The following is a 13864-nucleotide window of genomic DNA, read 5'->3' on the forward strand; positions in this document are numbered from 1 at the left end:
CATGGAGCAGACCATTGCGTGGCCTCGGGTCGCCATCGTCCTCAAGGGCTATCCGCGCCTCTCGGAAACCTTCATCGCCCAGGAAATCCTCGGCCTGAAGCAGCTCGGCCTGAAGCTGACGCTGGTGTCGCTGCGCCTGCCGACCGACGAGCGCGAGCACCCCGTGCATGGCGAGATCGCCGAGGTGCCGAACTACCTGCCGGAATATCTCTACACCGATCCCCTCCGGGTGTTTCGCGCCTGGCGGATCGCGCGAAAACTGCCCTTCTACGCCGAGGCGAAGCGGCAGTTCCTACGCGACTGGCGCCGCGACCCGACGCCCAACCGCGGCCGCCGTTTCGGCCAGGCGCTGGTGCTGGCGGCGGAGATGCCCGCGGACGTCGGGCTGATCTACGTGCATTTCCTGCACACGCCGGGCTCCGTCGCCCGCTATGCCGGCCGCATGCTCGGCCTGCCCTTCGCGGTTTCGGCCCATGCCAAGGACATCTGGACCCTTCAAGACTGGGAGAAGCGCGAAAAACTCGCCGACTGCGCCTTCCTCGTCACCTGCACGGCGGCGAATGCCGAGCATCTCCAGGCGCTGGCGCCCGATCCCGCCCGCGTCGGCCTCGTCTACCACGGCCTGGATTTCGGCCGTTTCCCGCCGCCGGACGATGGCGCGCCGGACGACGGCGATCGCGACGGCCGCGATCGCGACGGCCGCGATCCCGCGCGGCCCGTAAAACTGCTGACCGTCGGCCGCCTCGTCGACAAGAAGGGCTATCGCGGGCTGTTCGACGCCCTCGCGCTGTTGCCGGCCGGCTGCCACTGGCGGCTCGACATCATCGGCGGCGGGCCGCTGAAAGCCGAGCTGAAGGCCCGCGCCAAGGCGCTCGGCCTGGCCGATCGCATCACCTTTCTCGGCGCCATGGCGCAGGCGGAGATCCTTGAGCGCTACCGCACCGCCGACATCTTTCCGCTGAACTGCCGCGTCTCCGACGACGGCGACCGCGACGGCCTGCCGAACGTGTTGATGGAGGCGCAGAGCCAGCGTCTCCTCTGCGTCTCGACGCGCGTCTCGGCGATCCCCGAACTCATCATCGACGGAGAGACGGGCCTGCTGGTGCCGCCGAACGACCCGGAGGCCTTTGCCGCGGCGCTGTCGCGCGCCATCGCCGATCCGGCGCTGCGCCGGCGCCTGGCCGAGGCGGGGCTTGACCGCGTCACCCGGCATTTCGGCTATGCCGCCGGCGTCAAGACGATCTTCCGGCGGATCGGGGAGACGCTCGGACGGCGCGCATGAGGATCGCCTTCTACGCCCCGATGAAGCCGCCGGGCGATCCCGTCCCCTCGGGCGACCGCCGCGTCGCGCGGCTCCTCATCCAGGCGCTGGAGCGCAGCGGCGCCGAGGTGGAAGTTGCCTCCGCCTTCCGCAGCTACGATCGCGGCGACGAGGAGCGCCAGGCGCGGCTGATGCGGCTGGGGGCGCGGCTCGCCGGGCGGCTCGTCGCCGGCTACCGCCGTCGGCCGGAAACGCGGCCCGATCTCTGGTTCACCTATCACCTCTACCACAAGGCGCCCGACCCTCTCGGGCCTGATGTGGCGGCCGCTCTCGGCGTTCCCTATGTCGTCGCCGAGGCCTCGCATGCGCCGAAACAGGCCGGCGGGCGCTGGGACGCCGGCTTTCGCGCCGCCGAGGCGGCGATCCGGGCCGCCGACCGCATCTATTGCCTGAACCCCGTCGACGCCGCCTGCCTTGCGCCGCTCGTCAAGCGGCCCGAGGTCCTCTGCGACCTGCCGCCCTTCATCGACACGGCGCCGTTCCTCCGGACGGCGGAGGCGCGGGTCGCGGCGCGCCGTCTCCTGGAGCAGCGCTACGGCCTCGCCCCGGACGTGCCGCTGCTCCTGACCGTGGCGATGATGCGCGACGACCAGAAACTGCGCTCCTACCAGGTGCTGGCCGAGTCGCTCTCGCTTCTCGGCGACCGCCCTTTTCAGCTGCTGGTCGTCGGCGATGGGTCTGCCGCATCGGCGGTGCGGCAGTTGATGGCGCCTTTCGGCGACCGGGTCGCCTTCGCCGGCCTGTGCGAGGGCAAGGATCTCCTCGACGCCTATGCCGGCGCCGACCTCTTCGTCTGGCCGGCAGTGAAGGAGGCGGTCGGCCTCGTCTTCCTGGAGGCCGCGGCATCCGGCCTTGCGATCGTCGCCGGCCGCTCGGGCGGCATCGACCATGTCGTCGCGGACGGCGAGACCGGGCTCGTCTCTCCGGCGGGCGATGCCGCCGCCCTGGCAGCGGGGATCGCCGCGCTCCTCGACGATCCCGACCGCCGGCGGACCATGGGGGAGGCCGGCGCGCGCCGCGCCGTGGCGGTTAACGACATCGCGGCGGCGGCCCGCCTCTTCGCGGACGATCTGACGGACTTGGTGAGCCGGCATAGCAAAAGGGGTGGGCGATGATCCAGCTCCTGCTCTTTCGCCACGCGCCGACCCCGTGGAATGCCGAGCGGCGCCTTCAGGGCCGCTCCGACATTCCGCTCTCGCCGGAAGGCGCGGCGCAGGCGAGGGCCTGGCGCCTGCCTGAGGATGCCGCCGGCTGGCCGTGCCTGTCGAGCCCGCTGCTGCGCGCCCGGCAGACGGCCGAGGCCATGGGCCTCTCGCCGCAGGTCGCTTCCGCCTTCGTCGAAATGGATTGGGGCGGCTATGAGGGCCGTCGCCTGGCCGAGCTGCGGCAGGAATTCGGGCCCGTCCTGGCGGCCGAAGAGGCCGAGGGGCTCGACTTCCGGCCGCCGGGCGGCGAGAGCCCGCGTGCGGTCGGGGAGCGGGCCCTCGCGGGCCTCGCGGCTCTGCGGGAAGACAGCATCGTCGTCACCCACAAAGGCGTCCTGCGGCCGCTGTTCGCGCTGGCCACCGGCTGGGACATGCAGGCAGCGCCCCCGATCAAGATCCGCGACGGTTGCTGCCACCGCTTCGCCCTCGATGCGGGCCGGCTGCGGCTGGTCGAACCGAACATCCCGCTGCAGCGTTGCGACCCGAGCGCCGCGGCCCCCGCCACGTCAGCCCCGCCGAACACGCCGGCCCACTCGATCCAGCCAACCTGGTCAGACAAGGAAAACCTGCCGTGAGCGAGCGCGTCCTGTTCTACGTTCAGCATCTCCTCGGCATCGGCCATCTCAAGCGCGCCGCCGCCATCGCCGCGGCGATGGCCGATGCCGGGCTCGAGGTCACCGTCGCCCATGGCGGCGCCGAGGTGCCGGATGTGACCTATCCCGGCGCGCGGGTGCACCAGCTGCCGCCGGCCGGCATCCGCGGCAACGACTTCTCCAACCTCGTCGATGAACACGGCAACGACGCCGACGACGCTTGGCGCGCCCGCCGCCGCGACGACCTACTCGGCCTTGCCCGGGACTTTCGTCCCGACGTGGTGCTGTTCGAGCTGTTCCCTTTCGGCCGCCGCCAGTTCCGCTTCGAGTTGCTGCCGCTGATCGAGGAGCTGCGGTCCTGGTCGCCGCGTCCCGCGATCCTTTCTTCGGTGCGCGATATCCTGGTGCGGCCGGTGAAAGCCGAGCGCGAGACAGAGGCGGCCGATCTCATCGCAAAATCCTTCGACGAGATCCTCGTGCATGGCGACCCCGCCTTCGTCTCCTTCGGCGACAGTTTCGGCCCCGCCGACCGGATCGCCGACAAGCTGCGCTATACCGGCTATGTCAGCTCCGAGATCCGGACGGGGCGCGAGCCGGCGCCGGCGAGCGGTCCCGGCGAGGTGATCGTTTCGGCCGGCGGCGGGGCGGCCGGCCTGCCGCTGATGCAGGCGGCCCTCGCCGCGCGCCCGCAGACCACGGCCTATGGCCTCGACTGGCGTCTTTTGACCGGCCCGCGTCTGCCGGAAGCGCATTTTCGCACCGTCGTCGGCTTGGCCGAGGCCGCGGCGGCAAAGGGCGGGGGGGCGATCACCGTCGAGCGTTTCCGTCCGGACTTCCCCCAATTGCTCCGCACGGCGGCGCTGTCGGTGTCGCAGGGCGGCTACAACACCACGATCGACCTCCTGCGCGCCGGTGTGCCCGCCATCGTCGTGCCCTTCGGCGCCGAGGAAGAGACCGAGCAGGAGGACCGCGCCCGGCGCCTCGCCGAGCGCGGTTTTCTCCAGGTGCTGGACGAATCGGCGCTCGGCACGCTGGCCGGCGTGATCGACGCGGCGCTCGCCGATGCGCCGCGTCGCCGCGCCATGGCGCCGGTGGATTTCGCCCTCGACGGCGCCGCCCGCACCGCCGAGATCGTCGCTTTGCACGCCCGGCGGCGCCCGCTGTGAGGGCGGAGGGTCCGCATTGGGCTGCGCTCGATGCGGCCCTCGAGGCCTGTGCCGCCGACGGACGGCCAGTCGACTTCTGGCTGCGCGACGACGATGCGGTGGCGCCGACGCCATCGCTGGAGCGGCTATTGGCGCTCGCCGCCGATCATGGTGTGCCGCTGGCGCTGGCGGTGATTCCGGCCGGCGCGACGCCGGCGCTGGCCGACCGCCTGGCCGGACTTGCCGGCGTCACGGTTCTTCAGCACGGCTTTTCCCATGCCGATCACAGCGCCCCCGGCGCCAAGAAATGCGAGCTCGGCCTGGATCGTCCCGCAGACGTCGTGCTCGGCGAGTTGGTGCGAGGCCGCGAACTCCTGTCGATGTTTGCGCGCACCGCGCCTGTCCTCGTACCGCCGTGGAACCGCATCGACCCGGCTTTGGCCGCGCGCCTGCCGGATCTCGGCTTTGCCGCGCTGTCGACCTATGGCGACCGCCCGCTGCCGTCGGGCGCTTCAGGCGACGCGGCCGGGCTGGTGCTGATCAACACCCATGTCGACCCGGTGGACTGGCATGGCGGTCGCGGCTTTCTCGGCGAGGCGGCGGTGCTCGGACGCCTCTCTGACCGCCTGCGGCGGATGGCGGCGGGGAGCGCCGACCGGAGCGAAGCGACGGGAATTCTCACCCACCATCTCGTCCACGACGACGAAACCTTCGACTTCGTCGAAAAACTCTTACAAACAACGACTAGGCAGGGCTTCTGCCGCTGGCATTCGCCGGAAACGCTGCTAGGTCTTGACGGACCAGGCAAAGGAGCCCCCGCCCGATGAGCGATCTGTTGCGCGTCGAGGACCTCACCGTCGAGTTCCAGACCCTTGCCGGTCGCACGCGTGCCGTCAGCGGCCTCAGCTTTCGCATCGAGCCGGGCAAGACCGTCGCCATCGTCGGCGAGTCCGGTTCCGGCAAATCGGTGACGGCACAGGCGATCATGGGCATCCTGCCGCCGATCGCCCGGCGCCGCAGCGGCCGCATCCTGTTCAGGGACGAGGGCAAGGCGGAAATCGATCTCGCCGGCCTCGACACCCGCTCGCCCCAATACGCCGCGATCCGCGGCGGTCGCATCTCGATGATCTTCCAGGAGCCGACCACCTCCTTCTCGGCGCTGCACACGATCGGCGACCAGATCGGCGAAGTCCTGAAGATCCACGAGGGCGCGAGCGACAAGGCGGCGCGCGCGGCGACGATCGAGGCGCTGGCCGCGGTCGGCTTCCCCAGCCCGGAAAAGAAGGTCGACGCCTATCCCTTCGAGCTTTCCGGCGGCCTCTGCCAGCGCGCGATGATCGCCATGGCGATGATCTGCAAGCCGGCGCTCCTCATCGCCGACGAGCCGACGACGGCGCTCGACGTGACGGTGCAGGCCGAGATCCTGAAGCTGATGCGGGCGCTGCAGGACAAGCACGGCACCGCCATCCTCCTGATCGCGCACGATCTCGGCGTCGTCGCCAACATGGCCGACGAGATGGTCGTCGTCCACCACGGCAAGATCATGGAAAGCGGCACCGCGAACGATCTCTTCGCCGAGCCGCGCCACCCCTATCTCAAGGCGCTGCTCAATGCCGTACCGCGCTTCGACATGAAGCCCGGCGAGCGGCTGACGCCGATCCGCGAGATCAAGGTCGACATGGCGAGCGCCGCCGGCCGGCGCAAGCTGGCCGCGCCCGAGGCCGGCACGCACGACGTGCTGTTGAAGGTCCGCGGCGTTTCCAAGGGCTTCGTCAACCGCAGCGAAACGCGCTGGTTCGGCGCCAAGGCGCAGGCGACCGCGCTCGCCGTCAACGAGGTCAGCCTCGACATCCGCCGCGGCGAGTGCCTCGGCCTCGTCGGCGAAAGCGGCTGCGGCAAGACCACGCTGTCGAAGATCATCGTGCGCTCGGAAAATGCCGATGCCGGCACGATCGAGATGGCTGACGGCAAGAAGCTGATCGACGTGCTGGCGCTCGAGGGCGTGCCGCTCCGGCAATGGCGCACTCGGGTGCAGTACGTCTTCCAGAACCCGTTCTCGGCGCTCAATCCGCGCATGACGGTGCTCAGCATCCTGTCCGAGCCGCTGGTCATCCACGGCATCGGCGACGCCGCGGAACGACGCGCGCGCGTGTCGGAGCTCTTGAAGCTCGTCGGCCTCGACGACACGCACATGAACCGCTACCCGCACTCCTTCTCGGGTGGCCAGCGGCAGCGGCTCGGCATCGCAAGGGCGCTGGCGCTGGAGCCGGAGCTGATCATCTTCGACGAGCCGGTCTCCGCTCTCGACGTCTCGATCCAGGCGCAGATCCTGAACCTCCTGCGCGATCTGAAATCGGCGCTCGGGCTCACCTATTTGTTCATCTCGCACAATCTCGCCGTCGTCGACTATCTCGCCGACCGCATCGCAGTCATGGCGGCCGGCCGCATCGTCGAGCTGGCGAGCCGGGAGGCGCTGTTCCGCGAGCCGCTGCATCCCTATACCCGCGCGCTGATCTCCGCCGTGCCGCAGCCCGATCCGCACCATAAGTTGGATTTCGACAAGATCAGCCTCGAGCGGCAGTCCGATCCCAGGGCCTGGGGCGTGCCCTTCGCCGCCGACGCCACGGGCGAGCCGCATCTGATCGAGGTCGAGAGCGACCACCATGTCCGCGCCCATGTCCTGCCGCCGCGCATGGACCGCGGCGGGCGCAGCGAGGCCGAGCATGCCGAGATCGCCGCCGCCCTGCGCACCGATCCCAAGGGCGAGGCGAACGTCCATCTCGACTTCGAGACCGGCACGCTCGACGGCTGGAGCGTGCGGCGCCTCTCCGGCCCCCATTCCGCCCGGGTACAGTCCGAGGTCAAGCGTGTCGGCTCAAAAGCCTGCCGCTTCGAGCTTCGGCCCGGCGACCATGTCAGCCAAGGGCTGAGGGCCGAGCTGCGCGATTGGTACAACCCGCCGCACGAGACGCCCGTCTGGTACGGTTTTTCGACCCTGCTCCCGGAAAGCTTTGCGCCCCCCTTCGACACTGGCGTGGTGCTGGCCCAATGGCACGACCAAGCGGCGCTGGGCGATCCCTCCGGCAAGCCGCCGTTGGCGATCCGCTATCTCGACGGCGGCCTGCGCTTCACCGGCGCCTTCGACGCGGTCGCCTCGTCCGATCCGGTCGAGCGATACGTCTTCCACCGCATGCCGGCGCCGCCGCGCGGAAGCTGGATGGATTTCGCCTTCAAGATCCTCTGGTCGCGCCACGGCACCTCGACCATCGAAGCCTTTCTCGGCGGGAAGCCGCTGTTTTCCTTCTCAGGCCCGCTCGGCTACCGCAACGAGGCGAAGGCGCCCTATTTCAAGCTCGGCCTCTATGCGAGCGGCCCGATCGACGTGCCGCTCGTCGCCTTCCACGACAATTACAGCCGCGGCAAAAGCTTCGACGCCGTCGACCCGAGCCGGCTGCACACCGCCGCTCTCGCGCCCGAGGTCGCGTGACGGTTTCGTCGGCGCCGCCGCGGCTTGCCATCGTGACCGAGGTGCCGCCCGTCGGGCTGGCGCCCGGCGGATTTGGCGCCGTCGTCGCGCTGGCCCGGACGGCTCCGGCCGGCGAAGTCGCCGTCGCGCGGCTGGCGGCTGCCGCGGCGATGGCGGCGGAAGCGGGCTGCGACTGGCTCGTCGCGCCGGCCCCGGGCGAGACGCTGCGCCCCGACGCCCTCGCGCTGCTGGCACCCGCCCTCGGCCCCTATGACGCGATCTTCGGCGGCGTCCATGTCACCGGCAGCGGCGAGGCGGTGCACCGCCCCTCGCGCCTCGCCTTCGATGATGCCGACCGACTGCCGCACGCGCTTCTGCATTGGTGGATCGGGACAACGTCGGTCCTGCGCACCAAGGTCGCCGCGTCCCTGGCCGCGCCGGGTGAGGCCGATGGTGACTGGCTGGACGCGCTGTTCCTTCTCTGGTCGCAGCATCGCTGCATCAAACTTGCCGCGCCTCTGACCGAAGTCGCGACGGCGCCGCCGGGCCTGAGCGGGACGGCGCGGGCCCGGGTGCTCGAGCGGCTGGAACGCCGCCCCGTCTTCCTGCCCGTCGCCTTCGGCGAGACCCTCTATCGCCTGCCCTACACCGGCCTCAACGCCGGCATCGAGCGGGACCAGACGCGTGGGCAGTTCTTCGAGGCGGCCGAACTCGGCGCGCTGCACGCGCGAATCGGGCCGGGCCGGCGGATCGTCGACATCGGCGCCAACACCGGCAACCACACGGTCTATTTCGCCGGGCCGATGCAGGCGGCGTCGGTGGTGCCCTTCGAGCCTTTGCCTGAGATCGCGGCGGTGCTCGAGCGGGCGGTAGCGGAGAACCGTCTCGGCAACGTCGATCTCTCGCGCCTGCGGCTCGGCTTGTCCGACCGCGCGGGGCGGATGGGCATCGTCCGCTCCGAGCGCGGCGGGCTCGGCGCCTCGCGGCTCGTTGCGGATCCAACCGGCGAGATTGCCGTTACGACACTCGACGACGCCTTGACGGGACCGGTAGACTTTCTGAAGATCGATGTGGAATCAATGGAGTTGAAGGTTCTCGGCGGCGCCGAGGCGACGATCGCGCGCGACCGGCCTGTCATCTTCATCGAGATCGCCAATGATAACACCCAAGTGTTCCAAGCCTGGCTGCAGGAACACCACTACCGTGTCGAGCGGATCTTCTCGGACAAGGGCCATGCCAACTATCTGATCGCGCCGAACGGCGACTGAGGGAGACGGGACAATGATGCGCGCAACCGACACGGACAGGCATCCGGGCGCCGCGCATCGAGCCGGCTTTTCCAAGCTGGCGGTCCTTTGCTCCGTCCTCGCCCTTTTCGCCGGCGCTGCCCGGGCCGCCGACATGGTGGAGCCGCCCGCCCTTCTGGCCAAGGTTGAGGCGAAGGAGCTTCCCCCCGTCGCCGAGCGCATTCCGGCCGAGCCGCTGGTCATGGATCTCGCCGCCGAGGGCAAGGCGGTCGGCGACTATGGCGGTACGCTGCGCATCGTCGAGGCACAGGCCAAGGACACCCGCCGCATGGTCGTCTACGGCTATGCCCGGCTCGTCGGCTTCACGCCCGACCAGCGGATCGTGCCGGACATCGCCCGTGCCGTCGACGTCGTCGAGGGGCGCAGCTTCACCATCCATCTTCGCCGCGGCCATCGCTGGTCGGACGGCGAACCCTTCACCACCGACGATTTTCGCTACTATTGGGAAGACATCCTCGGCGACGCCGAGATGACGCCGCATGGGCCGCCGCGCGAGCTGATGGTCGACGGCGAGCCGCCGGTCGTCACCTTCATCGACGACGTCACCCTGCGTTACGAATGGTCGAAACCCAACCCGTTCTTCCTGCCGGCGCTGGCCGGCGCGCAGCCGCTCGATATCTATCGCCCGGCCCACTACCTGAAGAAATTCCACAAGAAATACGCCAACCCGGAAAAACTCGCCGCCCTCATCGAAAAGAAGGGTCAGCGCAACTGGGTCGCGCTGCACTTCAAATACGACCAATCCTACAAGAACTCCAATGTCGACATGCCGTCGCTGCAGCCCTGGGTGTTGGCGACCGAGCCGCCGTCGGACCGCTTCATCTTCGCCCGCAACCCCTTCTTCCACCGCATCGACACGGCCGGGCACCAGCTGCCCTATATCGACGAGGTGGCGATGACGATCGCCAGTTCCCGCCTGATCCCGGCGAAGGTCGGCGCCGGCGAGGCGGACCTGCAGGCGAACTATCTCTCCTTCGGCAACTATGCCTTCCTGAAGCGCGCGGCCAAGGCCAAGGGCTATTCGGTGCGCCGCTGGACCAACGGCAAGGGCGCCAAGGTCGCCCTCTACCCCAACCTCAACACATCAGACGAGGCCTGGCGCACTCTGTTCCAGCAGGCCGATTTCCGCCGCGCGCTGTCGCTCGGCATCAACCGTCAGGACATCAACCAGGCGATCTATTACGGCCTGGCGATCCCGATGACCGACACGGTGATGCCCGGCTCGCCGCTCTATGACGACAGGCTCGCCGCGCGCTGGACCTCCTACGATCCGGGTCGCGCCAATGCCATGCTCGATGGGCTCGGCCTGACCGAGAAGGATTCCGGCGGCATCCGCCTTCTGCCCGACGGTCGGCCGATGATGATCGTGGTCGAGACCGCCGGCGAGGACATCGAGCAGATCGACGTGCTCGGCCTCATCGCCGAGGATTTCCGCAAGATCGGCATCAAGATCCTGGCCAAGCCGACCGAGCGCGACATGCTCTCGCGGCGCCTCGCCTCCGGCGCGACCGTGATGTCGGTCTGGGCGGGGCTGGAGAATGCCTATCCGACGGCGGAGTCGAGCCCGGCGGAACTGGCCCCGACCAATTCCGAGCAGAACGAGTGGCCGGTCTGGGGCATGCATTACGAGACCAAGGGCAAGATGGGCTCGGCGCCCGAACTCCCGGCGGCGAGAGAGCTTCTCGCCCTCAACCAGGAATGGCGGCTGACCACCGACACGGCCAAGAAGGCGGCCATCTGGGACAAGATGCTGACGATCAGCGCCGACGAGGCCTTCCGTATCGGCATCGTCTCGGGCGTCGACCAGATCGTCGTGGTCTCCGACCGGTTGCAGAATGTGCCCGAGACGGCCGTCTTCAACTGGAATCCCGGCGCCTTCTTCGGCGTCTACCACCCCGACAGCTTCTTCTTCGGCGAGCCGCAGCAACAACAGGCCTCCGTGCCGCAATAATTGAAGGCTTTCGATGCTCGGCTACCTCACCAGTCGCGTCCTGACGATGCTGGGCACGCTCGCCGTGATTTCGGTGCTCGTCTTCATCATCATCCAACTGCCGCCCGGCGACTATCTCACCACCTACATCGCCGAACTCCGAGCCGCCGGCGAATCGGTCACCGACGACAAGATCGCCTTCCTGCGCGAGCAGTACGGCTTGGACCAGCCGATGCCGATCCAGTACTTCGACTGGGTCGTCGGCCTCCTGCACGGCGATCTCGGTTATTCCTTCGAATACGCTATGCCGGTCACCGACGTCGTCGGCGACCGCCTGTTCCTGACCCTGGTCCTGAACTTCGTCACCATCCTGTTCATCTACGCCGTGTCCTTTCCGATCGGCGTCTACATCGCCACGCACCAGTACTCGGTCGCCGACCACAGCCTGTCCTTCCTCGGCTATCTCGGCCTCGCCACCCCGAATTTTCTCCTGGCGCTGATCCTCCTCTACGCGTCCAACACCTTCTTCGGCATCTCGGTCGGCGGGCTGATGGACCCGATCTACACGGACGCGCCGTGGACGGGCGCCAAGATCGCCTCGCTGCTCGGCCATCTCGTCGTGCCGGTGCTGGTCATCGGCACCTCGGGCACCGCCGGCATGATCCGCCGCCTGCGCGCCAATCTCCTCGACGAACTGCAAAAACCCTATGTCGTGACCGCCCGGGCCAAGGGCCTGTCCGAGGGCAAGATCCTGCGGAAATACCCGCTGCGCGCGGTGCTCAACCCCTTCGTCGCCGATATCGGCACGCTGCTGCCGCAGGTCGTCTCCGGCTCCGTCATCGTCTCGGCGGTGATGTCGCTGCCGACGACCGGGCCGATGCTGCTCTCCTCCCTCAGAAGCCAGGACATGTATCTGGCCGGATCCTTCCTGATGTTCCTCGCCGTCCTCACCGTGATCGGCATGCTCGTCTCCGACGTCATGCTCGCCATCATCGATCCAAGGGTTCGGCTGACGGGGACGCGCAAGGCATGAGCGCGCTGCCGCACACCGTCTCGACCGAGCCCTTCGATCCAGAGCGGACGATGGCGGAGGGGTCGTTCTACTCGGAAAAATACATGCAGGCGTCGCAGCGCCAGCTGATCTGGTGGCGCTTCCGGCGGCACCGCATCGCGCTGGTGGCGCTGGCCTTCCTCGTGCCGGCCTATCTCAGCGTGCTGTTCACCGAGATCATTGCCCCCTATGGCCTAGAGACGCGCAACACCGCGCATATCTTCATGCCGCCGCAGGCCATCCACCTCTTCCACGAGGGGAGCTTCGTCGGCCCCTTCGTCTACGACATGAACGGAAGGCTCGACCTCGACACGCTGCAGCGCCACTACACGCCCGGCAACGAGCCGCGGCCGCTGCGCTTCTTCTGTCGCGGTGATTCCTATAATTTCTGGGGCCTCGTGCCCGGCGACTTTCACCTCGTCTGCCCGCCGGAAGGCAGCACGCTGTTTCCGCTCGGCACCGACCGTCTCGGCCACGACATGCTGTCGCGTCTGATCTACGGCGCCCGCATCTCGCTGACGGTCGGGCTGGTCGGCGTCGCCATGTCGTTCGCGCTCGGCCTGTTCTTCGGCGGCATCGCCGGCTATTTCGGCGGCAAGGTCGACTACTGGGTGCAGCGGGCGACCGAGACGCTGCGCTCGATCCCGGAACTGCCGCTGTGGCTGGCTCTCTCGGCCTCGCTGCCGGTGACCTGGAGCCCGATCCTGGTCTATTTCGGCATCACGCTGATCCTGGCGCTGCTCGACTGGCCGGGCCTTGCCCGCGCCGTGCGCTCCAAACTCCTGTCGCTGCGCGAGGAAGATTTCACCGCTGCCGCCGTGGTCATGGGGGCGACGCCCGGCCGCATCATCACCCGCCATCTCCTGCCGAACTTCATGAGCCACCTCATCGCCTCGGCCTCGCTGTCCATCCCCTCGATGATTCTGGCCGAAACCGCGCTGAGTTTTCTCGGCCTCGGCCTTCGCCCCCCCATCACAAGCTGGGGCGTGCTCCTCTCGGAAGCCCAGAACATCGAGGCCGTGGCGCTCTATCCCTGGCTGCTGATGCCGATGCTGCCGGTGATGCTGACGGTGCTCGCCTTCTCCTTCCTCGGCGACGGCCTGCGCGACGCGGTCGACCCGCATTCGTCGAACTGAGGCGGGCAACGAGCCCGTACCCTCGGTGACAGCGCGGCGGCATGGGTGCTCGGGTCAAGCCCGAGCATGACTATGTTCAAGGGAGCGCCCAGCGTGGTTCCATCGGCGCTGGATCCAGAGCCCGACCCCTTTCAGAATAGTCATTCTCGGGCTTGACCCGAGAACCCATGCCGCCATTGAAAAGCTGCCGTATACGGCCTTGACGATCCGCCGCTGCGCGGCAACGCTCGGCCATGCCCGGCTACGTCTACATCATGGCCAGCCAGAAAAACGGGACGCTGTACATCGGCGTCACCACCGACCTGTCGCGTCGCGTCTTTGAGCATCGAAACGGCCTGTTGCCCGGCTTCACCGCCGAGCACGGCTGCAAGCGCTTGGTCTGGTACGAGGAGTATTTCGACGTGCGCGAGGCCATTCGCCGCGAGCGAACGTTGAAGACGTGGCGGCGGGCGTGGAAGGTATCGTTGATCGCGAGTCTGAATCCGGATTGGAGCGAGCTCTACCGCGGCATGGGGTGGTGAGCGTCCGGACCCGGAGTGTCGTTGACGCCGTCGCGGCATGGGTCCTCGGGTCAAGCCCGAGGATGACTATGTTTAAGGTGGTGCTCGACGTTTTCATCGGCGTCGGATCCGAGGGCCAGCCCCATCAGGATAGTCATTCTCGGGCTTGACCCGAGAACCCATGCCGCCAGTGCAGGACCGGCCCAGCGC

The 13864-nt window shown here is 68.5% G+C and carries 11 protein-coding genes and 1 pseudogene; all 12 read left to right on the forward strand.

All coding sequences use genetic code 11. From position 1 onward, the window contains the following. Position 1: 1 nt before the first annotated feature. The 12 genes and pseudogenes from IEX88_RS01735 (at position 2) to IEX88_RS01785 (ending at position 13675) form a co-directional block, all read left to right on the forward strand. The gene (locus tag IEX88_RS01735) at positions 2 to 1282 is read left to right on the forward strand and encodes a glycosyltransferase family 4 protein (RefSeq protein ID WP_188848830.1); all 1281 of its coding nucleotides are present in this window, start codon (positions 2 to 4) and stop codon (positions 1280 to 1282) included. Further along, positions 1279 to 2436, forward strand: a complete 1158-nt coding sequence (locus tag IEX88_RS01740) for a glycosyltransferase family 4 protein (RefSeq protein ID WP_188848831.1) — start codon at positions 1279 to 1281, stop codon at positions 2434 to 2436. The genes IEX88_RS01735 and IEX88_RS01740 overlap by 4 nt, the downstream gene beginning before the upstream one ends. Next, a complete protein-coding gene (locus IEX88_RS01745; protein ID WP_188848832.1) occupies positions 2433 to 3101 on the forward strand; it encodes a histidine phosphatase family protein in 669 nt (222 codons plus the stop codon). The genes IEX88_RS01740 and IEX88_RS01745 overlap by 4 nt, the downstream gene beginning before the upstream one ends. Further along, positions 3098 to 4285 (forward strand): glycosyltransferase family protein, encoded by a 1188-nt coding sequence (locus IEX88_RS01750; protein ID WP_244639762.1) that lies wholly within the window; start codon positions 3098 to 3100, stop codon positions 4283 to 4285. The genes IEX88_RS01745 and IEX88_RS01750 overlap by 4 nt, the downstream gene beginning before the upstream one ends. Then, positions 4282 to 5091 carry a polysaccharide deacetylase family protein gene (locus IEX88_RS01755; RefSeq protein ID WP_188848833.1) on the forward strand — a complete coding sequence of 270 codons (810 nt, stop codon included), beginning with the start codon at positions 4282 to 4284 and terminating at the stop codon, positions 5089 to 5091. Before IEX88_RS01750 ends, IEX88_RS01755 begins: the two co-directional genes overlap by 4 nt. Further along, positions 5088 to 6878 (forward strand): annotated as a pseudogene (locus tag IEX88_RS26735) (ABC transporter ATP-binding protein); the annotation flags it as partial. The gene IEX88_RS01755 and the pseudogene IEX88_RS26735, both read left to right, overlap by 4 nt. Before the next feature lie 78 nt (positions 6879 to 6956). Then, entirely contained in the window at positions 6957 to 7751 is a 795-nt protein-coding gene (locus IEX88_RS26740; RefSeq protein ID WP_244639810.1) for a polysaccharide lyase family 20 protein, read from the forward strand. Continuing rightward, positions 7748 to 8998, forward strand: a complete 1251-nt coding sequence (locus tag IEX88_RS01765; protein ID WP_188848835.1) for an FkbM family methyltransferase — start codon at positions 7748 to 7750, stop codon at positions 8996 to 8998. Before IEX88_RS26740 ends, IEX88_RS01765 begins: the two co-directional genes overlap by 4 nt. A 13-nt stretch (positions 8999 to 9011) precedes the next feature. Beyond that, entirely contained in the window at positions 9012 to 10988 is a 1977-nt protein-coding gene (locus IEX88_RS01770) for an ABC transporter substrate-binding protein (protein ID WP_210319225.1), read from the forward strand. Positions 10989 to 11001: 13 nt separating this feature from the next. Beyond that, positions 11002 to 12000: an ABC transporter permease gene (locus tag IEX88_RS01775; protein ID WP_188848836.1), complete on the forward strand. Its 999-nt coding sequence runs from the start codon at positions 11002 to 11004 to the stop codon at positions 11998 to 12000. Then, on the forward strand, positions 11997 to 13154 hold the full coding sequence (locus IEX88_RS01780) for an ABC transporter permease (RefSeq protein ID WP_188848837.1): 1158 nt from the start codon (positions 11997 to 11999) through the stop codon (positions 13152 to 13154). The genes IEX88_RS01775 and IEX88_RS01780 overlap by 4 nt, the downstream gene beginning before the upstream one ends. 233 nt (positions 13155 to 13387) lie before the next feature. Next, positions 13388 to 13675 carry a GIY-YIG nuclease family protein gene (locus IEX88_RS01785; RefSeq protein ID WP_188848838.1) on the forward strand — a complete coding sequence of 96 codons (288 nt, stop codon included), beginning with the start codon at positions 13388 to 13390 and terminating at the stop codon, positions 13673 to 13675. Positions 13676 to 13864 lie beyond the last annotated feature (189 nt).

Source organism: Aureimonas glaciei, from assembly GCF_014643375.1.
GTDB lineage: Bacteria > Pseudomonadota > Alphaproteobacteria > Rhizobiales > Rhizobiaceae > Plantimonas > Plantimonas glaciei.

Bases quoted from the DNA above. Each gene is read 5' to 3' on its own strand.
- IEX88_RS01735 (WP_188848830.1), top strand. From the start codon at position 2: ATGGAGCAGACCATTGCGTGGCCTCGGGTCGCCATCGTCCTCAAGGGC.
- IEX88_RS01740 (WP_188848831.1), top strand. From the start codon at position 1,279: ATGAGGATCGCCTTCTACGCCCCGATGAAGCCGCCGGGCGATCCCGTC.
- IEX88_RS01745 (WP_188848832.1), top strand. From the start codon at position 2,433: ATGATCCAGCTCCTGCTCTTTCGCCACGCGCCGACCCCGTGGAATGCC.
- IEX88_RS26740 (WP_244639810.1), top strand. From the start codon at position 6,957: ATGGACCGCGGCGGGCGCAGCGAGGCCGAGCATGCCGAGATCGCCGCC.
- IEX88_RS01770 (WP_210319225.1), top strand. From the start codon at position 9,012: ATGATGCGCGCAACCGACACGGACAGGCATCCGGGCGCCGCGCATCGA.
- IEX88_RS01775 (WP_188848836.1), top strand. From the start codon at position 11,002: ATGCTCGGCTACCTCACCAGTCGCGTCCTGACGATGCTGGGCACGCTC.
- IEX88_RS01780 (WP_188848837.1), top strand. From the start codon at position 11,997: ATGAGCGCGCTGCCGCACACCGTCTCGACCGAGCCCTTCGATCCAGAG.
- IEX88_RS01785 (WP_188848838.1), top strand. From the start codon at position 13,388: ATGCCCGGCTACGTCTACATCATGGCCAGCCAGAAAAACGGGACGCTG.